The sequence below is a fragment of the Streptomyces sp. NPDC046931 genome (assembly GCF_040644655.1).
In the GTDB taxonomy this organism is placed as follows: Bacteria; Actinomycetota; Actinomycetes; order Streptomycetales; family Streptomycetaceae; genus Streptomyces.
This window is the reverse complement of the sequence record NZ_JBEYWX010000003.1, coordinates 407,877-430,543: the sequence shown is the minus strand read 5'-3', so window position 1 is coordinate 430,543 and position 22,667 is coordinate 407,877. Positions and strand designations below refer to the sequence as shown.

Here is a 22,667-nt window from a genome sequence, read left to right as displayed (position 1 = left end):
ACCACCCGATTTTTCGTAGGAGAGGACCGATTCCCATGGCCGATGCCCCCACCGGCAAGGTGACCTTCGTCGGTGCCGGCCCCGGCGCCGCCGACCTGCTGACGTTCCGTGCCGCGCGCGCCATCGCCGAGGCCGACGTCGTGATCTGGGCGGCCAGCCTGGTGCAGGCGGAGGTCCTCGAGCACGCGCGCGAGGGCGCCGAGATCCTGGATTCGGCGACCCTGTCCCTGGAGGACGTCGTCGCCGTGTACGAGCGGGCGCACGCGCAGGGCCTGCGCGTGGCCCGTATCCACTCCGGCGACCCGGCCCTGTGGGGCGGCACGCAGGAGCAGCTCGACCGGTGTGCCGGGATCGGCATCGAGACCGAGGTCGTGCCGGGTGTCTCCGCGTTCTCCGCCGTCGCCGCGCTCGCACAGCGGGAGCTGACGATCCCCGAGGTCGCCCAGTCCGTCGTGCTGACCCGGCTCGGCGGCGGCAAGACACCGATGCCTCCCGGGGAGGAGGTGCGCGAGTTCGCCCGGCACGGCACCACGATGGCGATCTTCCTGTCGGCGGCCCGCAGCGGCCAGCTGGTACGGGAGCTGCTGGAGGGCGGCTATCCGACGACCACCCCGGTCGTGGTGGCCTACCAGGCGACCTGGCCGGAGGAACTGATGGTGAGGTGCACCATCGGCACGCTGGAGGAGACCGTCAAGGAACACAGGCTGTGGAAGCACACCCTGTTCCTGGTCGGCCCGGCGCTCGACGCGCGCGGCACCCGCTCGCACCTGTACCACCCCGGTCACTTCCACGGCTACCGCAAGGCCGACCCCGAGGCCCGCAAGGCGCTGCGCGCTCGCGGCGCAAGCACGTGATCACCGTCGTCGGCACGGGCACCGGGACGCCCCTTCCCGCGGACGCGGTCGCCGGGGCGGACCTGGTGGTGGGCGCCCGCCGGCATCTGGCGGCCGCCCGGCTGCCCGGGGACGCACAGCGGATCGTCCTCGGGCCGCTGGCGCCCGCGCTCGACGCGATCGAGCGCCACCTCGACAAGGGGCGACGGGTGGCCGTGCTCGCCTCCGGGGACCCCGCCTTCTTCGGGATCGTCCGCGCGCTGGCCGAGCGGTTCGGGCCGGAGCGGCTGGACGTGCGGCCGGGTGTGTCCTCCGTGGCCACCGCCTTCGCACGGCTCGGGCTGCCGTGGGACGACGCGGTGGTGGTGAGCGCACACGGCCGTGATCTCCGGACCGCGGTGCAGGTGTGCCGGGCACGGCCGAAGGTGGCCGTGCTGACCGGTCCGGGTGCCGGCCCCGCCGAACTGGGGGCGGCGCTCGCCGGCGGCCCCGGCGAGCGGGTCCTCGTCGTGGCCAGCGCGCTCGGCGATCCCGGGCAGGAGCGCGTGGAGCGCCTGACGCCCGCCGAAGCCGCGCGGCGCGACTGGGGCGCGGCGGTCAGCGTGGTGCTGTGCCTCGACCCGGCGGCGGCCCTCGGGCCGGTGCGCACGGTGGCGGGGCCGGAGCCCGGTCCCGCCGTCTGGGCCCTGGAGGAGAGCGCGTTCGCCCACCGCGACTCGATGATCACCAAGTTCGAGGTCCGTGCCCTGGCGCTGGCCCGGCTGGGGCCGCGCCTCGGCGATCTGGTCTGGGACGTCGGCGCGGGCTCCGGGTCGGTGGCCGTGGAGTGCGCCCGGCTCGGTGCGGCCGTCACCGCGATCGAGAAGACCACGGACGGTGTCGCACGGATCCGCGCCAACGCCGCGGCGCACGGCGTCGACGTGCGGGTGGTGCACGGCGCCGCGCCCGGCGCGCTGGGCGGTCTGGACGAGCCCGACGCCGTGTTCATCGGGGGCGGCGGACGCGAGCTGCCCGCCATCGTGACCGCGTGCGCGCGGCGGGCCCGGCGTGCGGTGGTGATCGCCATGGCCGCGCTGGACCGCGTACCCGCGGCGCGTGAGGCGCTCATGGCGGCCGGGTTCACCTGCGACGGCGTGCTGTTGCAGTCGTCGCGGCTCGCGCCGCTGCCGGGGGACGTGACCCGGCTCGCCGCGACCAACCCTGTTTTCCTGCTGTGGGGCACGCGGCCTCCGGCGCGTACCGAAGGAGTTGCTCAGTGATCGGCCTCATTTCCGCCACCGTGGCGGGGGCGGCTGCGCGGGACCGGCTGGCGGCGGCGTGGCCCGACCGGACGCGGGTGTACGACGGCCCGGTCGGGGACGCCGTGCGGGCCGCGTTCGCGGAGTGCGAGCAGCTTGTGTGCTTCCTGGCGACCGGGGCGGTCGTCCGGCTGGTCGCCCCGCTGCTGGCGGACAAGGTCTCCGACCCGGGCGTGGTGTGTGTCGACGAGGGCGGCCGGTTCGCGGTGTCCCTGGTCGGCGGGCATGCGGGCGGGGCCAATGAACTCGCCCGGGCGGTCGGCGAGGTGCTGGAGACCGAGCCCGTGGTGACGACCGCGACGGACGCGGTGGGGCTGCCGGGCCTCGACACGCTGGGGCTCCCCGTTCAGGGCGATGTCTCCGGGGTCTCGCGGGCGCTGCTCGACGGGGAGTCGGTGGCCCTGGCGGCGGAGGTGAGCTGGCCGCTGCCGCCGCTGCCGGTCGCGGCGGAGGGCGCGTACACGATCCGGGTGACGGATCGGGCCGTGGAGCCCGCCGCGCACGAGGTCGTGCTGCGGCCGCCGTCCCTGGTCGTCGGCGTCGGCGCGTCCAGGGGCGCTCCGGTCGACGAGGTCCTCGCCCTGGTGCAGGACGCGTTGCGGGACGCCGGGCTCTGCCCAGCGTCGCTCGCCGAACTCGCCACCGTCGACGCCAAGGCCGAGGAGCCCGGCATCCTGGGCGCGGCCGAGCGGCTCGGGGTGCCCCTGGTGACGTATCCGGCCGAGGAGCTGGCGAAGGTAGAGGTGCCCAACCCCTCGGACGCGCCGCTCGCCGCGGTCGGCACGCCGTCCGTGGCGGAGGCGGCCGCGCTGGTCGGCGGCGGTGAGCTCCTGGTCCCCAAGCGCAGGTCGGCCGGGACTCCGGCGATGGCGACCTGTGCCGTGGTCCGCAGGCCGGGGCGCGGACGGCTCGCCGTCGTCGGGCTGGGCCCCGGCGCCCGGGACCTGCTCACGCCCCGCGCCCGGGCGGAGTTGCGGCGCGCGTCGGTGCTGGTCGGGCTCGACCAGTACGTCGACCAGATCCGCGATCTGCTGCGGCCCGGCACCCGGATCCTCGAGTCGGGGCTCGGTGCCGAGGAGGAGCGGGCGCGTACGGCGGTCGCCGAGGCCCGGAAGGGGCATACGGTGGCGCTGATCGGCAGCGGCGACGCCGGGGTGTACGCGATGGCGTCGCCCGCGCTGGCCGAGGCGTCCGACGACATCGACGTGGTGGGGGTGCCCGGGGTCACGGCGGCGCTCGCGGCCGGGGCGATTCTCGGCGCGCCGCTGGGCCACGACCATGTGTCGATCAGCCTCTCCGACCTGCACACCCCATGGGAGGTCATCGAGCGCAGGGTACGGGCCGCGGCGGAGGCCGACCTCGTGGTGACCTTCTACAACCCGCGCAGCCGGGGCCGGGACTGGCAGCTGCCGAAGGCGCTCGCGATCCTCGCCGCGCACCGGACACCCACCACGCCGGTCGGTGTCGTACGGAACGCGTCGCGGCCGGACGAGTCCGCCCGGGTGACGACCCTGGCCGGTCTCGACCCGGCGACGGTCGACATGATGACGGTCGTGACCGTCGGCAACACGGCGACCCGGGAGATCGCGGGGCGCATGGTGACGCCGCGCGGCTACCGCTGGCAGAAGGAGCCCAAGTGAACCGTGTGGTCCACCCGATCGAGCAGGAGTCGTTCCGGCGGCTGCGCGCCCGTCTGGACACCTCGCACTTCGCTCCGCTGACGCGGGCGGTGGTGGAGCGGGTCATCCACTCCGCCGCCGACCTCGAGTACGCGACGGATCTCGTGCTGGACGAGGCGGAGTTGGTCGGGGCGCACACCGCGCTGCACGCCGGGGCGCCGGTGGTCGTGGACGTCGAGATGGTGGCGGCCGGAATCACCCGGCGCGAGACGGTCTGCCGTCTGAAGGACGCCAGGTCCGGTCCCGGGCTGACGCGGTCGGCGCATGCGATCCGGCTGGCGTACGAGGAGGTCGGCCCCGGAGCGCTCTGGGTGATCGGCTGCGCGCCGACCGCCCTGGAGGAGCTGCTGACCCTGGACGCCTCCCCCGCACTCGTCATCGGTCTGCCGGTCGGTTTCGTCGGCGCGGCCGAGTCCAAGGCGGCGCTGCGCGAGAGCGGGCTGCCCGCCGTGAGCAACGTGTCCGAGAAGGGCGGTTCGGCGGTCGCCGCCGCCGCGCTCAACGCCCTGCTGTACCACCCCACTTCGAAGGAGACCCTGTGACCACCCCGCCGCCCGCCCTGCTCATCGCCGGCCATGGCACCCGGGACGAGGCCGGCGCCGAGGCGTTCCGCGACTTCGTGCGGGAACTGGGGCGCCGCCACCCCGAACTGCCCGTCGCGGGCGGCTTCATCGAGCTGTCGCCGCCGCCGCTGGGCGAGGCGGTGGCCGAGCTGGTGCAGCGGGGGGTGCGCCGGTTCGCCGCCGTGCCGCTGATGCTGGTGTCAGCCGGTCACGCCAAGGGGGACATCCCGGCGGCACTGGCCCGCGAGAAGGAGCGGCACCCGGGGCTCTCGTACACGTACGGACGTCCGCTCGGCCCGCACCCGGCGCTGCTGTCGGTGCTGGAACGGCGGCTGGACGAGGCGCTGGGCGGCTCTGCCCGGACGCCGGAGGACCGGGCCGATGTGACCGTGCTGCTGGTGGGCCGGGGCTCCACCGACCCCGACGCGAACGCGGAGGTGTACAAGGCGGCACGACTGCTGTGGGAGGGGCGCGGGTACGCGGGCGTGGAGACGGCGTTCGTGTCCCTGGCGGCGCCGGATGTGCCGAGCGGCCTCGACCGCTGCGCGAAGCTGGGCGCGAGGCGGATCGTGGTCCTGCCGTATTTCCTCTTCACGGGGATCCTCCCGGACCGGGTGCGGCAGCAGACGGAGGGCTGGGCGGAGGCGCACCCGGACGTCGAGGTGCGCTCGGCGGACGTCATCGGGCCGGAGCCGGAGCTGCTCGACCTGGTGATGGAGCGGTACGAGGAGGCGGTGAAGGGAGATCTTCGGATGAACTGCGACTCGTGTGTGTACCGGATCGCGCTGCCGGGCTTCGAGAACAAGGTGGGGCTGCCGCAGCAGCCGCACTTCCACCCGGACGACGACGGCCACCACCACGGTCATGGGCATCACCACCACGGTGGGCACACACACTCCCATGCACACTGACACCTCCATGCACACGGAACACGAGGGCGGTCCGCACGACCTGCGGCATCACGGGGACGCCGAGGTCCGGGACGGCGGCGCGGCGCTCACCGACCTCGCGGTGAACGTGCGGGCGGACACGCCCCCCGCATGGCTGCGCGAGGTGATCGCCGGGTCGCTGGACGGGCTCGCGGCGTACCCCGACGGGCGGACCGCCCGGGCGGCGGTGGCGGCGCGGCACGGGCTGCCCGCCGAGCGGGTCCTGCTCACGGCGGGCGCGGCCGAGGCGTTCGTCCTGCTCGCGCGTGCCCTCAAGGCCCGTCGACCGGTCGTGGTGCACCCGCAGTTCACCGAGCCGGAGGCGGCGCTGCGGGATGCCGGGCATGCGGTGGGCCGGGTCCTGCTGCGGCAGGAGGACGGCTTCCGCCTGGATCCGGCACTGGTTCCCCAGGACGCGGACCTGGTTCTGATAGGCAACCCGACGAACCCGACGTCGGTGCTGCACCCGGCGGCCTCGATCACCGAACTGGCCCGCCCCGGGCGCACCTTGGTGGTCGACGAGGCGTTCATGGACGCGGTGCCCGGGGAGCGGGAGGCGCTGGCGGGCCGCACGGACGTGCCCGGTCTCGTGGTCCTGCGCAGCCTGACCAAGACCTGGGGGCTGGCGGGCCTGCGCATCGGCTACGTGCTGGCCGACCCCGGGACGATCGCCGAACTGGAACGGGCGCAGCCGCTGTGGCCGGTGTCCACGCCCGCGCTCGCGGCGGCCGAGGCGTGTGTGTCGCCCCGGGCGCTGGCGGAGGCGGCGCACGCGGCGCACCGGGTGGCGGCGGACCGGGCGCATCTGGTGGCGGGACTGCGGGAGTTCGGGCCCGACGGGCTGCATGTGGTCGAGCCGGCCGAGGGCCCCTTCGTCCTGGTCCGCCTGGCGCGTGCGGCGGCGGTGCGCCGCCATCTGCGGGATCTGGGCTTCGCGGTGCGCCGCGGGGACACGTTCCCGGGCCTGAACGAGGAGTGGCTGCGGCTGGCGGTACGGAACCGGGCGACGGTGAACCGCTTCGTGCAGGCCCTGGACCGTGCGGTGACACTGGCGGGGCGGTGAGGGAGAACGCCGGACGAGCCGGTCCCGGCGTGGGGTCAGCCGCGCCGGCGGCGGGCGAGGACCACTGCTCCCGCACCGGCCAGGAGCATCACGACCGCCCCGGCCACGGCGTACGGCGTCACCGCGCTTCCGCCGGTCTCCGCGAGGCCGGCCTTCCTCCCGGGCGCCCCCTGCGGCCTGAGGTCCTCGGCGGGATGTGTGGCGGAGGCGGTGGGAGCGGCCGGTGTGCCGCCCGCCGCGGCGGGGGCCGACGGCGCCTCGCAGGAGACGCCGCCGAGCGTCAGCGCCCCCTGTACCTCCGCCACGTTCAGCTTCGCCGGGTTCACCGTCACCGTCAGCCGCAGCGCGGAGGCCGCCGCCGTCCGTGAGGTCGTACGGGTCGGCGACACCTCCAGCCGTACCTCTCCCACGCCCGGCACCTTCACGTCCGTGGGGCCGCCCGCCGTCACCCTCGTCTTCCTGCCGAGCACCGTCACCGCGCCCAGCAGGTTCGCCGTGGCGACCGGCTTCTTCCCGGCCTCGCACACGGCCTTCGAGGTGACGCCGTCGACCTCGATCAGGGACAGCAGGGGCAGCCCGGGCACATGGACCCGTGCGTGCGCCAGGCTGGTGGAGGCCTCCGCTCCGGTCGCGGACACCGTGGCCCTCGCCGTGGCGGCCTCCGCGGTGAGCACGCTGAACGGCCGCCCGCCGTCCACGCCGTCGAGACGTGCCGACAGCGCGGTCCGGTCCGCGCTCCGGGGGGCCTCGACGGCGTTGAGGGAGACGGTGAGCGGGGCGTTCACGGTCTTGTTGAGCAGGGACACATCGAGTCCGGTGCGCAGCACCACGGCGCTCGCGTGCCCGTGCTGCTCGGTGGCGCCGGCAAAACCGGCGGCACCGAGCACCGTGGGACCTGTGGCCAGGGCGGTGGCCACCGCGACGGTGGCCAGACGGCGTGCGGGCATGCGGAAGGTGGTGCCGTTCACGGGTGGGACCCCCAGGGAAGTCAGGCTTGGGACCCGGAAAGAATCGCGGCACCGGGAACGCACCGTCAGCGATACGGCACGGCTTCACCCCATCGGGGATCTTTCGCGAACTTTTTCGAAATATGCGGCACGTCTGTTCCCCCGCGTCCCCAGCACATCCCCCACACCGGGGGCGCGTGGTCGTCGCGTGGAGGCGCCTTGGCGCCTACCCGACGATCCGCCCGTTCAGCACCACCCGCCGGGGCGCCGCCAGCACCCGGACGTCCGCGCGGGGGTCCGCCTCGTACACCACGAGGTCCGCGGGCGCCCCCTCCTCGAGGCCGGGCCGGCCCAGCCACCGCCGGGCGCCCCAGGTGGTCGCGGACAGTGCCTGAACCGGCGGGATACCGGCGGTGACCAGCTCGGCCACCTCACCGGCCACCAGCCCGTGCGCCAGGGAACCGCCGGCGTCGGTGCCGACGTACACCGGGATCCCGGCGTCGTACGCGGCGCGCACGGTGTCGTACCGCCGGTCGTGCAGCCTTCGCATGTGCGCCGACCAGCGCGGGAACTTCGTCTCCCCGCCCCGTGCGAGCCTGGGGAAGGTCGCGATGTTCACGAGGGTCGGGACGATCGCCACGCCCCGCTCCGCGAACAGCGGGATCGTCTCCGCCGTGAGGCCCGTCGCGTGCTCGATGCAGTCGATGCCCGCCTCGACCAGGTCGCGCAGCGAGTCCTCGGCGAAACAGTGCGCGGTGACCCGCGCCCCCAGCCGGTGGGCCTCCGCGATCGCGGCCTGGACCGCCTCGCGAGGCCAGCAGGCGGACAGGTCCCCGGTCTCCCGGTCGATCCAGTCGCCGACGAGCTTGACCCAGCCGTCGCCACGCCGGGCCTCCTGGGCGACGTACGCGACCAGCTCCTGGGGTTCGATCTCCCAGGCGTAGTTGCGGATGTAGCGGCGGGTGCGCGCGATGTGCCGGCCGGCCCGGATGATCGCGGGCAGGTCGTCGCGGTCGTCGATCCAGCGGGTGTCCGACGGGGAGCCCGCGTCCCGGATCAGCAGGGTGCCCGCGTCCCGGTCGGTCAGCGCCTGTTTCTCGGCGACGTCCTCGGAGACCGGTCCATGGGCGTCGAGGCCGACGTGGCAGTGCGCGTCGACCAGACCGGGCAGCGCCCAGCCCTCGACGGTACGGACGTCCCTCGCTCCGGCCGGCCGGTCGTAGGAGATCCGGCCGTCGATCACCCACAGCCCGTCCCGGACCTCCTCCGGTCCGGCGAGCACCCGCCCCTTCACGTGCAGTACCGCGTGATCCCTCATGTACCGCACCCTAGTCCGCCCGCTACTCGCTCTTGCCCGCCCGGTCGGAGATCCCCTCCTCCACCTCGGCCATCGCGGGGTCGAGGAGCCGGGAGAGGAAGTGCCGGGTGCGCTGGTGACGGGGGTTGCCGATGACCTGGTCGGGCGTGCCGTCCTCGACGACCACACCGCCGTCCATGAAGACGACCCGGTCGGCGACCTCCCGCGCGAAGGTCATCTCGTGGGTGACGACCATCATCGTCATGCCCTCGTCGGCGAGCATCCGCATCACGGCGAGGACGTCGCCGACCAGCTCGGGGTCGAGCGCGGAGGTCGGCTCGTCGAAGAGCATCACCTCGGGGCCCATGGCGAGCGCGCGGGCGATCGCCACGCGCTGCTGCTGGCCGCCGGAGAGGGAGGAGGGGTAGGCGTCCGCCTTCTCGGCGAGGCCCACCCGCCGCAGGTTCTCGGCGGCGGTGCGGGCGGCCTGCGCCTTGTCCCGCCTGAGGACGCGGCGCTGCGGCAGGGTGAGGTTCTCGGTGACCGTGAGGTGCGGGAAGAGGTTGAACTGCTGGAAGACCATGCCGATGCGGCGGCGTACGGCGTCGATGTCCACGTCGGGGTCGGTCAGCTCGTTGCCGCCGACGAAGACCTGCCCCCTGGTGGGCTCCTCCAGGAGGTTCACACAGCGCAGCAGGGTGGACTTGCCGGAGCCCGACGGGCCGATGACACAGACCACCTCGCCCTGGCCGATCTCCAGGTCGATGCCGCGCAGCACCTCGTTGTCCCCGAAGGACTTGTGCAGGCCCCGGATCCGGATCTCTGGGGTACGGCTCACTTGACGGCCTCCTGGGCCTTGGCCTCCATACGGCGTACGAGGAAGCCGAGCGGGATGGTGACCAGCAGGTAGCACAGGCCGGCGACCAGGATCGGCGTGGAGTTGGCGGTCTGGCTGGCGAGGTCGCGGCCGAACTTGGACAGTTCGCGCTCCTCCAGGGTGACGCCGAGGAACAGCACCAGCGAGGAGTCCTTGAAGAGCAGGACCAGTTCGTTGGTGAGCGGCGGGAGGATGATCCGGAACGCCTGCGGAATGATGATCGAGACCATGGCCCGGGCGGGCGAGAAGCCCAGCGAACGGGCCGCCTCCATCTGTCCCTTGGGTACGGCCTGGATGCCCGCGCGGATCGTCTCCGCCATGTACGCGGCCGACACCAGGCCGAGCGCGAGGGCCACCTTGCCGTAGGTGCCGCCGACGATCTCCATCCCGGGGAAGGCCAGCGGCACGGCGACCCCGACGAAGATGAAGATCAGCAGGGCGGGCAGGCCGCGGAAGATCTCGATGTAGATGCCGGCGACCCAGCGGTAGGGGCCCACGGACGACAGCCGCATCAGCGCGATGACCATGCCGAGCACCAGGCCGACGGCAAAGCCGGACAGGGTGTACAGCACGGTGTTCTTCAACGCCAGGGTGATGACGTCCGGGAACATCTGCCGGGCGATGTCCATCTGCGCGAACTGGTTCCGAAGCCGGCCCCAGTCCGCCGAGGCCGCCAGAGCGACCACGGCGGCGACGAAGAGGGTGTACTGGGCGCCGCGGGAGAGCCTGTGCCGCCCGCGCCGGGTCAGGCCCTTCCTGCGCGGCGCGACGACGGACCCGGCCGTGTCCGTGGGATCGCTCATGAGGCCGAGGGCGAGGGGGTGGACGGGGTGTACGGGCCGATCCACTTCTCGTACAGCTTCTTGTACGTGCCGTCGGCCTTCGCACCGGCGATCGCCTTGTTGACGGCGGCGAGGAGCTTCGCGTTGCCCTTCTTCACCGTGAAGCCGTACTGCTCACCGGTGTTGAGGTTGTCGACCACCTTGAAGGCGTCCGCGTTGGCCTTGTCCTTGAGCCAGCCCTGGACGACCGGGTAGTCGATGACGACGGCCTGCACCTGGCCGGTGCGCAGGCCGTTGAGGACGGCGTCGGAGGATTCGAAGGAGATCGGGTCGAGGCCCTGCTTCTTGGCGTAGTCCTCGCCGGTGGTCTGGGCCTGGGCGCCGAGCTTCCTGCCCTTGGCCTTCAGGTCGGCCAGCGAGCCGACGCCGCTCTTCTTGTCGACGAGGACGGCCTGGGTGGCGTCGAAGTACGGGTCGGAGAAGTCGACGTTCTTCTTGCGCTCGGGGGTGATCGTCATGCCGGCGGCGGCCAGGTCGCACTCGCCGGAGTTGAGGAACGCGCCGGTCTTGAAGTTCTCGAAGGGCGTGTCGAGGATCTGCTGCCTGACCCCGAGGTCCTTGGCGACCAGGTCGATCAGCGAGACGTCGAAGCCCTGCACCTTGCCGTCGATCTCCGACTGGAAGGGAGGGTAGGGCAGGTGTGTGCAGGTGGTGAGCTGACCGGCCTTGACGAGGTCGACCCCGCCGGCGGCCGTGTCGCCTGCGCTGCCGCCGCTGCCGCTCGAGGTGCAGCCGGCCACGAGCACGGCACCGGCCGTCGCGGTGATGGCGGCCAGGAAGCGGGCCCGGCGGCCGAGGAGCGTCTTCACGGGGGACCTCTCTGTGGGGTGTGGGGGATGTGCAGGGTCTGATTATAAGGAGAAGTTTGAGTGTCCCAAATTAATCTGATGGCTCCGGGGCCCTCCTACCTAAGAACCAACCGGTCGAAAGGGTGAACCACCCGACGACGAGGCCCGTCTTCGCATGGTCGTGATCAACGGGCCGTACGGCAGAGCCTCACGCCACACTCCGTGAGCCCGCGGTCACTGCGGACCCTGCGCACGGCCCGGCATCCCCATCCCCGCCCCGTGAAAAAATCTGCATTGCATCCCGCATCTTTACGCGCAATTATCGAATTAGTGACGGACAGAATCCCATATCCTTCTGCCCGATCTTCCGCAGGCTAAACGCAAAGATTCTGCGAACATCCGGCGGCCTAATTCGAGTAGATCTCGTGATGATCGCGCAGGTGTGACCGACTCCACACCTCAACCCTTTCGCCCGGTATTTTCCGGGCATTAGCGGTGCAAACGTGGCCCGGCTCGCATGCAGGCACGCGCCCGCGCGATAACATATATATTGCCGGTCCGTAACCCCGCCCGACGATGCAATTTTCAATTCTGCTGGGTAAGTTGCAACGACATGACCGCCGCACAAGCAGACCTGCAAGCGGAATTCCTGGAAATGCCGGAAGGACTGCGGATCGACCGTCCGGAGGTGGCGGACGGGGCCGCACTCTGGCGCATCGCCAGGGACTCCGGAAAGCTCGACCTGAACTCCTCCTACAGCTATCTGCTGTGGTGCCGTGACTTCGCCGGCACCTCGGCCGTGGCACGCAGCGGACCGGAGGGCCGGCCCGTCGGTTTCGTCACCGCCTATCTCCGGCCCGACCGTCCGCACACCCTCCTGGTGTGGCAGGTGGCCGTGGATGCCGACCAGCGCGGGCGCGGTCTCGCGGCCCGGCTGCTGGACGGACTGACGGCACGGGTCGCGGACGAGTACGGAGTGACCGCGATCGAGACGACCATCACCCCGGGCAACACCGCCTCCGAGCGCCTGTTCACCTCGTACGCCCGGCGCCACGGCGCGGCCGTCGAGACGGAGGTCCTCTTCGAGACGGGCCAGTTCCCCGACGGACCGCACGACCCGGAAGTCCTCTACCGCATCGGTCCGCTCTCCGTCTGACTCCCCCCACGACCCCCTCTCCGTCTGGCTCCGCCCACGACGCCCCCTCAGCCCACCAGTACGCACCGAACCCACTCCCCCCCACGCACGAGGAGCGATTTCGCCGTGACCATCACCCAGCCGGACCTCAGCGTCTTCGAGACCCTCGAGTCGGAGGTGCGCAGCTACTGCCGCGGCTGGCCCACCGTCTTCGACCGCGCACGCGGCAGCCGTATGTACGACGAGGACGGCCACGAGTACCTGGACTTCTTCGCCGGCGCGGGCTCCCTCAACTACGGCCACAACAACCCCGTACTCAAACGGGCCTTGATCGACTACCTGGAGCGGGACGGCGTCAGCCACGGCCTCGACATGTCCACCGTCGCCAAGCGGTCGTTCCTCCAGACGTTCCAGGATCTGGTGCTGCGGCCCCGCGACCTGCCCTACAAGGTCATGTTCCCCGGCCCCACGGGCACCAACGCGGTGGAGTCCGCCCTCAAGCTGGCGCGCAAGGTGAAGGGACGCGAGGCCATCGTGTCCTTCACCAATGCCTTCCACGGCATGTCCCTGGGCTCCCTCGCCGTCACCGGCAACGCCTTCAAGCGCGCCGGTGCCGGGATCCCGCTGGTACACGGGACGCCCATGCCCTTCGACCACTACCTGGACGGCAGGGTCCCCGACTTCCTGTGGTTCGAGCGGCTGCTGGAGGACCAGGGGTCGGGGCTCAACCGCCCCGCCGCCGTGATCGTCGAGACCGTGCAGGGCGAGGGCGGCATCAACGTCGCCCGGCCCGAGTGGCTGCGCGGGCTCGCCGACCTGTGCGCGCGCCGTGACATGCTGCTGATCGTCGACGACATCCAGATGGGCTGCGGCCGTACCGGCGCCTTCTTCTCCTTCGAGGAGGCCGGGATCGTGCCGGACATCGTCACCGTGTCCAAGTCCATCAGCGGCTATGGACTGCCCATGTCTCTGTGCCTGTTCAAGCCCGAGCTGGACGTCTGGGAGCCGGGCGAGCACAACGGCACCTTCCGCGGCAACAACCCGGCGTTCGTCACGGCCACCGCAGCCCTGGAGACGTACTGGGCCGACGGGTCCGCCATGGAGAAGCAGACCCGGGCACGCGGCGAGCAGATCGAGCAGGGGCTGATCTCGATCACCGAGGAGAACCTCGCCGACGTCAAGGAGTACCGCGGGCGCGGACTGGTGTGGGGCCTGGAGTTCCACGACAAGGAGCGGGCCGGCCGGATCGCCCGCCGCGCCTTCGACCTCGGGCTGCTCGTGGAGACCTCGGGCCCCGAGAGCGAGGTGGTCAAGCTGCTGCCCGCGCTCACCATCTCCCCGGAGGAACTGGACGAGGGCCTGAGCACCCTCGCCCGGGCCATCCGGGAAACCGTCTAGCCGTCCGGCCGTCCAGCAAGGAGGAAGAACACCACCGTGATCGTCCGTTCGTTCAAGGACATAGAAGGCACCGACCGGCATGTGAAGGCGGCGTCCGGGACCTGGGAGAGCAAACGCATCGTCCTCGCCAAGGAGCGGGTCGGCTTCTCCCTCCACGAGACGGTCCTGTACGCCGGCACCGAGACGTCGATGTGGTACGCCAACCACATCGAGGCCGTCGTCTGCGTCGAGGGTGAGGCCGAACTCACCGACCACGAGACCGGGAAGACGTACTCGATCACCCCCGGCACCATGTACCTCCTCGACGGGCACGAGCGGCACACGCTGCGCGTCAAGGAGGACTTCCGCTGCATCTGCGTGTTCAACCCGCCCGTGACCGGACGGGAGGACCACGACGAGAACGGCGTCTATCCACTGCTGACCGAGGAGGTGTGAAGTGACCGTGACGACCAACGTCACCGACCTGTACCCCAGCCGCGGCACCACCGAGGTGTCCGTCCCCCGTCAGGACCCGGTCGTCTGGGGCTCCCCCGACACGCCCGGCCCGGTCTCGACCGCCGACCTCCAGGCGTACGAGCGCGACGGCTTCCTCGCCGTCGACCAGCTGATCACCCCGGAAGAGGTCGAGGTCTACCACCGTGAGCTGGACCGGCTCGTCACCGACCCGGCGATCCGCGCCGACGAACGGTCGATCGTGGAGCCGAAGTCGAAGGAGATCCGCTCCGTCTTCGAGGTCCACAAGATCAGCGAGTTGTTCGCGGGGCTGGTCCGCGACGAGCGCGTCGTCGGCCGGGCACGGCAGATCCTCGGCTCGGACGTGTACGTGCACCAGTCGCGGATCAACGTCAAGCCGGGCTTCGGGGCCAGCGGCTTCTACTGGCACTCCGACTTCGAGACCTGGCACGCCGAGGACGGCCTGCCGAACATGCGGACGGTGTCCGTCTCGATCGCGCTGACCGAGAACCACGACACCAACGGCGGGCTCATGATCATGCCCGGGTCGCACAGGACGTTCCTTGGGTGCGCCGGCGCGACGCCGAAGGACAACTACAAGAAGTCGCTCCAGATGCAGGACGCCGGCACTCCGTCCGACGAGGCGCTGACCGAGATGGCGGGCCGGTACGGCATCAAGCTGTTCACGGGGAAGCCCGGTTCGGCGACCTGGTTCGACTGCAACTGTATGCACGGTTCGGGGGACAACATCACCCCGTTCCCGCGCAGCAACGTCTTCATCGTGTTCAACAGCGTGGAGAACACGGCGGTGGAGCCGTTCGCGGCACCGGTGCGGCGGCCGGAGTTCATCGGCGCGAGGGACTTCACGCCGGTGCGCTGAGCCGGCGTGATCCCGGAACGATCCGGGCCGGGGCCTCCTCGTGTGGGACGAAAGGCCCCGGCCCGGTCGTCATCCGGCCAGCGCCTCCAGCAGCCGGTCGACGTCCTCGGGCGTGTTGTACAGGTGGAAGGCGGCGCGGAGATTGCCCTCGCGGTCGGAGACCTCGATGCCCGACCCGCTCAACTCGCCCCGCCGGTGGCCGAGTCCGGGCACGGAGACGATGGCGGAGCCCGGCGCGGGGATCGATTCGTGGCCGAGCGAGCGCAGTCCGGCGCGGAACCGTCCGGCCAGAGCCAGGTCATGGGCCCGTACGGCGTCCACGCCGAGCTCCTCGACGAATTCCAGGGAACGACGGGCGCCGACGTAGGAGAAGAGGGCGGGGCTCTCGTCGAAACGCCGGGCGGAGTGGGCGAGTTCGCCGACCGGGCCGTAGCAGCTGTCCCAGGGCCGCTCTCCCGCCACCCAGCCCGCGAACAGCGGGCTGAGTCCGCCGAGGTCCTCCGGGACGGTCAGAAAGGCCACGCCCCGCGGGCACAGCAGCCACTTGAAGGCGACGGCGGCGACGTAGTCGTACGCGCCGGCATCCAGGTCCAGCCAGCCCGCGGCCTGCGACGCGTCGAGGTACGTACGCGCCCCGTGCGCGTGCGCCGCGGCACGGATCGCGGGCAGATCGGCGACCCGGCCGTCGGCCGACTGCGTGGCGCTCACGGCGACCAGCGCGGTGCCGGGCCGCACCGCCTCGGCGACCTGCTCCAGGGGCACACTGCGCACCTTCAGATCGCGGCGGACGTGGAAGGGGTTCACCACGGAGCTGAAGTCGCCCTCCGCGGTGACCACCTCGGCCCCCTCGGGCAGCGAGGCGGCGATCAGCCCGGTGTAGACGGCGACCGAGGCCCCGGCCGCCACCCGGCCGACGGGGACCCCCGCCAGCCGGGCGAACGAGGCGCGGGCGGCCTCGACGTCCGCGAACATGTCGGTCGGCTGCCCGGCGGCCGCCGCCTCCAGGGCGGTCCGCATGGCGTCCACCGCGCGGGCCGGCATCAGCCCGGTGCTCGCGGTGTTCAGATAGGTGTTCTTCGGGGCGAACTCGGCACGTACGAGGGTCTCGAAGGTCTCCATGGGACCACTGTGCGGCCCGGTGAAGTCCCCGTCCATTGCCAATTCCTGCGTGGTTCCGCGAAGGAACGCTTATACGACCGCCGTGACCTGCGTCGTAGCTCAGCTCCGGGGAACGGCGCAGCCGTCCGGACCGCAGGCTTCCGCTCCGCCGTCCTCGATCAGCCGCAGCGGAGAGCGCTCGCCCCACGCCTGCGTCAGCGCCTGGGTGAAGACCTCGGCGGGCTGGGCACCGGAGACACCGTAGGTGCGGTCCAGGACGAAGAACGGCACGCCCCTCGCGCCCAGCTCGGCGGCCTCGCGCTCGTCGGCGCGCACGGCGTCGGCGTACGCGGTGGGATCGGCGAGCACCCCGCGGGCGTCGTCGGCGTCGAGTCCGGCCTCCACGGCCAGCTCCACCAGCCGGTCGTCGCCCTCGGAGAAGAGGGAACGCTCCTCGGCGAAGTTCGCCCGGTACAGGATCTGGATCAGCTCGTCCTGCCTGTCCCGCTCCTTGGCGAGGTGCAGCAGCCGGTGCATGTCGAAGGTGTTGCCGTGGTCGCGGCCGGTGGTGCGGTAGTCCAGGCCCTCGGCGGCGGCCTGCGCTCCCAGGTTGTTCTCCGCGGCCTGCGCCTGCGCCTCGGTCATCCCGTACTTCTTGGCCAGCAACCCCAGGACCGGCTGGACATCGCCCTTGGCCCGATCGGGGTCCAGCTCGAAGGAGCGGTGCACCACCTCGACCTCGTCCCGGTGCGGGAAGGCCTCCAGCGCCTTCTCGAAGCGGGCCTTGCCGACGTAGCACCAGGGGCAGGCGATGTCGCTCCAGATCTCGACGCGCATGTGTTCGGCTTCTCTCCAGTCCGTACGGGTACGGAGCCTCCCTCCGCCGCGTACGTGAACATTCAAGGGTCCGGTTTCATTCCCCGGGGACCGCGTACCGGAGGAAGAGGTGGTGGTCCTCCTCGGCGGGCGGGTTCTCCGGGTCGGGGACCCAGCCCAGACGCCCGTAGAACGCCTGGGCCCGCCCGTTGTCCCGATGCACGTCGAGGACGGCCGTCCGCCTGCCGTCGGCCTGCCACTGCTCCACACAGGCCGCGTGCAGTGCGGTGCCGATGCCGTGGCGCCAGTGGCCCGGGTCGACATGGAACTGGAAGAGCTTGACGGTGTCGGCGGGGGAGCCGTCCGGGGTGCGGAAGGAGGCGATGCCGGCGACGCCGCCCTGCACGACGGCGCACAGCACGAGCCCGTCCGGCCGCCGGATGGCGCTCCGCCAGGCGTCGAGCCAGTCGATGCCGTCCTGCGGCAGGCCGTCCGGGTAGTAGGTCGCCCGGGCTCGTGCGTGCAGTGCGGCGACGGCCCGCGCGTCGGCGGGCAGCGCGGTACGGATCACGCGGCGTCCGGTCACACGGTCTTCGATCATGCGACGGAGGACGTGACCGCCCCCGGCGCGGTTCCCTACGAGCCGTCCCGCAGGCCCTCCGGCCAGGAGTGCCGGTACTCCAGATGGTCGAAGGTGACCACGCAGCCCTCCCCCACCGGCGACTGCGCCATGAAGCCCACCAGGGCCGCCGAGGTCGGTTCCTCGTCGGCCAGGGTGAACAGACGGACGAACGTCCACCGCTTCCCGTCCCGGGACGCGTGGAACGCGAACGCCCGGCCCGTTCTGCTCACCCGGAGCCAGACCGAACTGCCCTCCACGGTGAAGGAGTTCGCGTCGTCGGAGTGGCCGCGGGTGACCACGGTGCAGACGGTGGGCACGTCCGGCGAGTACTCCAGGCACAGCTTCGCCCAGGACCGCTCCCCCACGTGCACATACAGCACGCCGGCGTCGAAGGACGCGCCGAACCCGACCGTGACGCGGGCGATGAGCTGGAAGTCGCCCTCGGGCGCACCGAGCAGCCTGGGTGCGTCCGAGGCCGGGTCGAGCCCCTCACCGGTGGGCGGCACGAAGCGATCCTGCCGGGCCCCCGCCCAGCCGGTGAGCACCCCGTCCTCGTAGGACCAGTGGCCATCGGGCCCGTACGTGCGGAAGGGGAAGGGGAGTTCGGGTAGTTCGAGGTCCATGGGGAGAGTGTCGCAGGCCCGGGAGCGCCCCAGGCCCGGCCCCGCCGGGCGGGAGCGTCAGCGCTCCGCACGACCGTCGAACCGCCGCGGCAGCCCCAGCGGGTTGTCGTCCCGCAGCTCCGGCGGCAGCAGCGCCTCGGGAGTGCCCTGGTAGACGACGGGCCGCATCCACCGCTCGATCGCCGTGCCGCCGACCGACGTGGACGTGGAGGTCGTCGCCGGGTAGGGGCCGCCGTGGTGCTGGGCGGGCGCCACCGCCACCCCCGTGGGCCAGCCGTTCACCAGGACGCGGCCCGCGAGCGGGGTCAGCTCCGCGAGGATCTCCGCGCCGCGGCCCTTGCCGGCGGCCTCCTCCGTGGACAGGTGCACGGTGGCCGTGAGGTTGCCGGGAAGCCGGGACAGCACGGCGTTCGCCTCGTCCTCGTCCTCGTACCGGGCGACCACCGTGACCGGGCCGAAGCACTCCTCGAGCAGCAGGTCCCAGGCGGCGCCGGCGGTCAGTCTCCCGGCCGGGACCGTCAGGAAGCCCGGGCTCACCGTGTGCTCGCCGCCCGCGCCCGGCATCACCGGGGACTCCACGTCCGGCAGCCCGGCGCGCTCGGCGACTCCGGCGAGGAAGGCGTCGCGCATGCGGTGGTCCAGCAGGACCCCCGCCTCGACGCCGCACACCGCGTCCGTCAGGGACTTCACGAGCCGGTCGCCCGCCGCGCCGACGGGGGTGAGAACCAGACCGGGCTTCACACAGAACTGGCCGACGCCCAGCGTCATGGAGCCGGCGAGCCCGGCCCCGATCGCCTCGGCGCGCTCGGCGGCCGCCGCCTCGGTGACCAGGACCGGGTTGAGCGAGCCCAGTTCGCCGTGGAAGGGGATCGGCACGGGGCGCGCGGCCGCCGTGTCGAAGAGCGCACGGCCGCCGCGCACGGAACCGGTGAACCCGGCCGCCGCGACCAGCGGGTGCCTGACCAGCTCGACGCCCGCCTCGAAGCCGTGGAGGAGGCCGAGGACGCCCTCGGGGATCCCGTGCTCGGCGGCGGCCTCGCGCAGGATCCTCGCGACCTGCTCGGACAGGGCGGGGTGGTCCGGGTGTGCCTTGACGACCACCGGGCAGCCGGCCGCCAGGGCGCTCGCGGTGTCGCCGCCGGCGACCGAGAAGGCGAAGGGGAAGTTGGAGGCGGAGTAGACCGCGACGACGCCCAGCGGGACCTTGTAGCGGCGCAGGTCGGGGACCGGCGGGGTCGCCGTGGCGTCGGGGTGGTCGATGATCACGTCGAGGAAGGCGCCCTCGTCGACGATGTCCGCGAACGCCCGCAACTGGTAGCAGGTCCGGGCGAGTTCGCCGGTGAGGCGAACCGGGCCCAGCGCGGTCTCGGCGTCGGCGGTCCCGACGAGCCTCTCCGCCTCGGCCTGGAGCCGCTCGGCCGCGGTGCGCAGGAAGGCGGAGCGGACCGTGCGGTCGGCGAGGGCTCCGCGTGCGGCGTGGGCCGCGCGGACGGCGGCGTCCACGGACCGGGCGGTGGCCTCCACCGCAACCTGTTCACGCTGCTTCCCGGTACGGGGGTCGACACTCCAGACTGGTGCTGCTGCCACCGCGGGTCCCTCCAGATGTCATGCCGCAGTTCGTCCGCCGGCCAGCAGAGTCGTTCGATATACTGAACAATGTCTCTGATGGTGAATATGGTGCTCGGAGACTATATCTCCGGCTTCCCGTCGAGCGAAGGGGTCAAGGGCGATGTCGGCAGGCGAGACAGGCGGCGGAGCACAGGTCAAGTCCGCGGTGCGGACGGTCGAGTTGCTCGAGTACTTCGCCGGCCGCCCCGGTATGCACTCCCTGGCCGCGGTGCAGGAGGCGGTGGGCTACCCGAAGTCCAGCCTGTACATGCTGCTGCGCACGCTCGTGGAGCTGGGCTGGGTGGAGACGGACGCGACCGGCACGCGCTACGGCATCGGGGTGCGGGCGCTGCTGGTCGGCACCTCCTACATCGACGGGGACGAGGTGGTGGCGGCGGCCCGGCCCACCCTGGACCGGCTGTCGGACGACACGACGGAGACGATCCACCTGGCACGGCTGGACGGCACGAACGTGGTGTACCTCGCGACCCGTCAGTCGCAGCACTACCTGCGCCCCTTCACCAGGGTCGGCCGCCGGCTGCCCGCCCACTCGACCTCGCTGGGCAAGGCGCTGCTGAGCACCTACACGGACGAGCAGGTCCGCAAGATGCTCCCCGAGACGCTCCCCGCGCTCACCGAACACACCATCACGGACCGGGAAAGGCTCATCGAGGAGCTGCACCAGGTCCGCGAGCAGGGCTTCGCCGTCGACCGCGAGGAGAACACGCTCGGGCTGCGCTGCTTCGGAGTCGCCATTCCCTACCGCACACCGGCCCGCGATGCGATCAGCTGCTCGGTCCCGGTGGCCCGGCTGACCCCGGCCCACGAACAGATGATCAAGGACTCGCTGTTCGACGCCCGGGACCGGCTGACGCTCGCGACGCGGAGGCTGTGACATGGAGGTCGCGCTGCGCGAGGTCCACGACAGCGACCTGCCGGTCTTCCGGCGCCAGATGAACGACCCCGTGGCGCTCCGGATGGCCGCGTTCACCCCCGAGGACCTGGCCGACCCGGCCGGATTCGAGGCCCACTGGGCACGGCTGCGGGGCTCCTGTGACGTCGACGTGCGGACGGTGCTCGCGGACGGGGACGTCGTGGGCAGCGCGGCGGTTTACGGCGAGCCGGGCGAGCGCGAGGTCACGTACTGGATCGACCGTGCCTACTGGGGCCGGGGCATCGCGACGGCCGCCCTGCGGACGCTCCTCGAGCAGGTGCCGGAGCGCCCCCTGTACGCCCGGGCGGCGGCCGACAACGTGGCCTCCGGCCGGGTGCTGCGCAAGTGCGGCTTCGAGGAGACGGCCCGGGTCAGGGGGTACGCCCACGCCCGTGGCGCGGAGATCGAGGAGGTCGTCCTCGTCCTGAAGGGCTGAGCGCCGGGCCCGGTTCATGAAGTCCCGATGAGAAAACGGGGCGGAAGGGAACGATCCACTCGTTCCCGTACGTCTCCTGGACGGGATGAACAAGACGATCAGACGCGCATCGGTCTTCGCACTGCTCCTCGTGTTCGCTCTGCTGGTCAGAGCCACCTGGGTGCAGTTCTACGACGGCAAGGCGCTCGCGGACGACAAGGACAACCGGCGGAACGCGATCGACACCTACGCGGCACCGCTCGGGAACATCATCGTGGCCGGCCGGTCGATCACGGGCTCGGCGCGCACCGGCGGCAGCGACCTCGCCTACAGACGCACGTACACGGACGGCAAGCTGTACGCGGCGGTGACGGGCTACGCCTCGCAGAGTTACGCGCCGACCCAGCTGGAGGGCATCTACCAGGATGTGCTCAACGGCACGGACAGCCGGCTGAAGACCGCCATGGACACCATCACGGACAAGCGGGCCGACCCGGGCAACGTGGTGACGACCGTCGACCCGGACGTCCAGAAAGCGGCCTATCGGGCACTGGGGAACAACAAGGGCGCGGCCGTGGCCATCGACCCCACCACCGGCCGGATCCTCGCGGTCGTGTCGACCCCCTCCTACGACCCGTCGGCACTGACCGACGCCGGCACCGCCGGGGCGACCTGGAAGCAGCTCAACGCCGATGCGGACAAACCGCTCACGAACCGTGCGCTGCGCCAGCCGCTCCCGCCCGGCTCGACGTTCAAGCTCGTCGTCGCGGCGGCCGCACTGGAGGACGGGCTGTACTCCTCGGTGGACCAGAAGACGGACAGCCCGGACCCGTACACCCTGCCGGGCACGACCCGCGCCCTGTCCAACGAGAACCCGGCCGCCCCCTGTACGAACGCCTCGATCCGCGTGGCCCTGCGCTACTCGTGCAACAACGTCTTCGGCAAGATGGCCGTCGACCTGGGCCAGGACAAGGTCAGGGCGATGGCCGAGAAGTTCGGCTTCGACGACGACCGGCAGGACGTGCCGGTGCGCGCGTACCCGAGCGTGTACCCGAAGGGCATGGAACGGGCGCAGACGGCCCTGTCGGGCATCGGGCAGTTCGACGTCACGGCGACCCCGCTCCAGATGGCCATGGTGTCGGCGGCGATAGCCGACGACGGAAAGCTGGTGTCCCCGCATATGGTCGCGCGCATCACCGACAGCGGTGGCGATGTGCTGAAGGACTACGACGAGGACCCCGGGACCCGGCGGATCGTCGGCTCGTCGACCGCCGAGCAGCTGCGGTCCGCGATGCGGACGGTGGTCGAGCAGGGCACCGGCACGAACGCGCGGATCCCCGGCGCGACGGTGGGCGGCAAGACGGGCACGGCCCAGCACGGCGAGAACAACAGCAAGACGCCGTACGCCTGGTTCACGTCGTACGCGAAGTCCGACACGAACGGCAAGGAGGTCGCCGTCGCGGTGATGGTCGAGCAGTCGGACGCGGCGCGGTCGGAGGTCAGCGGCAACGGGCTGGCGGCACCGGTCGCCAGGTCCGTGATGCAGGCGGCACTGAAGAACTAGAGCGG

At 71.9% G+C, this 22,667-nt stretch carries 23 protein-coding genes; 13 read left to right on the top strand and 10 right to left on the bottom strand.

The features are described from left to right. The first annotated feature begins 35 nt into the window (after positions 1-35). From cobM to cobC, 6 genes are read left to right on the top strand one after another with little or no spacing between them, the layout of a single operon-like run. Positions 36-854: a precorrin-4 C(11)-methyltransferase gene (cobM, locus tag ABZ876_RS09380; protein ID WP_361776800.1), complete on the top strand. Its 819-nt coding sequence runs from the start codon at positions 36-38 to the stop codon at positions 852-854. Further along, complete coding sequence (gene cbiE, locus ABZ876_RS09375) at positions 851-2,092, top strand: precorrin-6y C5,15-methyltransferase (decarboxylating) subunit CbiE (RefSeq protein WP_361776798.1); 1,242 nt, start codon at positions 851-853, stop codon at positions 2,090-2,092. Before cobM ends, cbiE begins: the two co-directional genes overlap by 4 nt. Continuing rightward, complete coding sequence (cobJ, locus tag ABZ876_RS09370) at positions 2,089-3,771, top strand: precorrin-3B C(17)-methyltransferase (RefSeq protein ID WP_361776795.1); 1,683 nt, start codon at positions 2,089-2,091, stop codon at positions 3,769-3,771. Before cbiE ends, cobJ begins: the two co-directional genes overlap by 4 nt. Further along, positions 3,768-4,352 (top strand): precorrin-8X methylmutase, encoded by a 585-nt coding sequence (locus tag ABZ876_RS09365; protein WP_361776793.1) that lies wholly within the window; start codon positions 3,768-3,770, stop codon positions 4,350-4,352. The genes cobJ and ABZ876_RS09365 overlap by 4 nt, the downstream gene beginning before the upstream one ends. Then, positions 4,349-5,284 (top strand): sirohydrochlorin chelatase, encoded by a 936-nt coding sequence (locus ABZ876_RS09360; protein ID WP_361776790.1) that lies wholly within the window; start codon positions 4,349-4,351, stop codon positions 5,282-5,284. Before ABZ876_RS09365 ends, ABZ876_RS09360 begins: the two co-directional genes overlap by 4 nt. Next, positions 5,274-6,365 (top strand): Rv2231c family pyridoxal phosphate-dependent protein CobC, encoded by a 1,092-nt coding sequence (gene cobC / locus ABZ876_RS09355; RefSeq protein ID WP_361776788.1) that lies wholly within the window; start codon positions 5,274-5,276, stop codon positions 6,363-6,365. Before ABZ876_RS09360 ends, cobC begins: the two co-directional genes overlap by 11 nt. A 35-nt stretch (positions 6,366-6,400) precedes the next feature. On the opposite strand, the gene ABZ876_RS09350 is transcribed toward cobC, so the two are convergent. The 5 genes from ABZ876_RS09350 to ABZ876_RS09330 all read right to left on the bottom strand — a co-directional run bounded on the left by ABZ876_RS09350 (position 6,401) and on the right by ABZ876_RS09330 (position 11,137). Then, on the bottom strand, positions 6,401-7,333 hold the full coding sequence (locus ABZ876_RS09350) for an SCO1860 family LAETG-anchored protein (RefSeq protein ID WP_361776786.1): 933 nt from the start codon (positions 7,331-7,333) through the stop codon (positions 6,401-6,403). A 205-nt stretch (positions 7,334-7,538) separates the two neighbouring features. After that, positions 7,539-8,630: an amidohydrolase family protein gene (locus ABZ876_RS09345; RefSeq protein WP_361776783.1), complete on the bottom strand. Its 1,092-nt coding sequence runs from the start codon at positions 8,628-8,630 to the stop codon at positions 7,539-7,541. A 22-nt stretch (positions 8,631-8,652) separates the two neighbouring features. Then, positions 8,653-9,447 carry an amino acid ABC transporter ATP-binding protein gene (locus ABZ876_RS09340; RefSeq protein ID WP_361776780.1) on the bottom strand — a complete coding sequence of 265 codons (795 nt, stop codon included), beginning with the start codon at positions 9,445-9,447 and terminating at the stop codon, positions 8,653-8,655. After that, positions 9,444-10,289 carry an amino acid ABC transporter permease gene (locus ABZ876_RS09335; RefSeq protein ID WP_361776778.1) on the bottom strand — a complete coding sequence of 282 codons (846 nt, stop codon included), beginning with the start codon at positions 10,287-10,289 and terminating at the stop codon, positions 9,444-9,446. Before ABZ876_RS09335 ends, ABZ876_RS09340 begins: the two co-directional genes overlap by 4 nt. Further along, positions 10,286-11,137, bottom strand: a complete 852-nt coding sequence (locus tag ABZ876_RS09330; RefSeq protein ID WP_361776775.1) for a transporter substrate-binding domain-containing protein — start codon at positions 11,135-11,137, stop codon at positions 10,286-10,288. Before ABZ876_RS09330 ends, ABZ876_RS09335 begins: the two co-directional genes overlap by 4 nt. 592 nt (positions 11,138-11,729) lie before the next feature. Here ABZ876_RS09330 and ectA point away from each other — a divergent pair. From ectA to thpD, 4 genes are all read left to right on the top strand, one after another. Next, positions 11,730-12,272, top strand: a complete 543-nt coding sequence (gene ectA, locus ABZ876_RS09325) for a diaminobutyrate acetyltransferase (protein WP_361776772.1) — start codon at positions 11,730-11,732, stop codon at positions 12,270-12,272. A gap of 105 nt (positions 12,273-12,377) precedes the next feature. Next, positions 12,378-13,649, top strand: coding sequence for a diaminobutyrate--2-oxoglutarate transaminase (ectB, locus tag ABZ876_RS09320; RefSeq protein WP_361776769.1), 1,272 nt, complete (start codon positions 12,378-12,380; stop codon positions 13,647-13,649). Positions 13,650-13,685: 36 nt separating this feature from the next. Continuing rightward, positions 13,686-14,084, top strand: coding sequence for an ectoine synthase (locus ABZ876_RS09315; protein ID WP_361776766.1), 399 nt, complete (start codon positions 13,686-13,688; stop codon positions 14,082-14,084). A gap of 1 nt (position 14,085) precedes the next feature. After that, complete coding sequence (gene thpD, locus ABZ876_RS09310) at positions 14,086-14,982, top strand: ectoine hydroxylase (protein WP_361776763.1); 897 nt, start codon at positions 14,086-14,088, stop codon at positions 14,980-14,982. A 69-nt stretch (positions 14,983-15,051) separates the two neighbouring features. On the opposite strand, the gene ABZ876_RS09305 is transcribed toward thpD, so the two are convergent. From ABZ876_RS09305 to ABZ876_RS09285, 5 genes are all read right to left on the bottom strand, one after another. After that, the gene (locus ABZ876_RS09305) at positions 15,052-16,101 is read right to left on the bottom strand and encodes an aminotransferase class V-fold PLP-dependent enzyme (protein WP_361776760.1); all 1,050 of its coding nucleotides are present in this window, start codon (positions 16,099-16,101) and stop codon (positions 15,052-15,054) included. A 99-nt stretch (positions 16,102-16,200) separates the two neighbouring features. Next, positions 16,201-16,917 carry a DsbA family oxidoreductase gene (locus tag ABZ876_RS09300; protein ID WP_361776758.1) on the bottom strand — a complete coding sequence of 239 codons (717 nt, stop codon included), beginning with the start codon at positions 16,915-16,917 and terminating at the stop codon, positions 16,201-16,203. Positions 16,918-16,993: 76 nt separating this feature from the next. Continuing rightward, a complete protein-coding gene (locus ABZ876_RS09295) occupies positions 16,994-17,497 on the bottom strand; it encodes a GNAT family N-acetyltransferase (RefSeq protein ID WP_361776755.1) in 504 nt (167 codons plus the stop codon). 35 nt (positions 17,498-17,532) lie between these two features. Beyond that, the gene (locus ABZ876_RS09290) at positions 17,533-18,141 is read right to left on the bottom strand and encodes a DUF1349 domain-containing protein (RefSeq protein ID WP_361776753.1); all 609 of its coding nucleotides are present in this window, start codon (positions 18,139-18,141) and stop codon (positions 17,533-17,535) included. Between the two features lie 57 nt (positions 18,142-18,198). Further along, positions 18,199-19,728: an aldehyde dehydrogenase (NADP(+)) gene (locus ABZ876_RS09285; protein ID WP_361776750.1), complete on the bottom strand. Its 1,530-nt coding sequence runs from the start codon at positions 19,726-19,728 to the stop codon at positions 18,199-18,201. 142 nt (positions 19,729-19,870) lie between these two features. Here ABZ876_RS09285 and ABZ876_RS09280 point away from each other — a divergent pair, with 142 nt between their 5' ends. The 3 genes from ABZ876_RS09280 (at position 19,871) to ABZ876_RS09270 (ending at position 22,662) form a co-directional block, all read left to right on the top strand. Beyond that, positions 19,871-20,644: an IclR family transcriptional regulator gene (locus ABZ876_RS09280; protein WP_361776747.1), complete on the top strand. Its 774-nt coding sequence runs from the start codon at positions 19,871-19,873 to the stop codon at positions 20,642-20,644. A 1-nt stretch (position 20,645) separates the two neighbouring features. After that, the gene (locus tag ABZ876_RS09275) at positions 20,646-21,119 is read left to right on the top strand and encodes a GNAT family N-acetyltransferase (RefSeq protein WP_361776744.1); all 474 of its coding nucleotides are present in this window, start codon (positions 20,646-20,648) and stop codon (positions 21,117-21,119) included. 85 nt (positions 21,120-21,204) lie between these two features. After that, a complete protein-coding gene (locus tag ABZ876_RS09270; protein WP_361776741.1) occupies positions 21,205-22,662 on the top strand; it encodes a penicillin-binding transpeptidase domain-containing protein in 1,458 nt (485 codons plus the stop codon). Positions 22,663-22,667 lie beyond the last annotated feature (5 nt).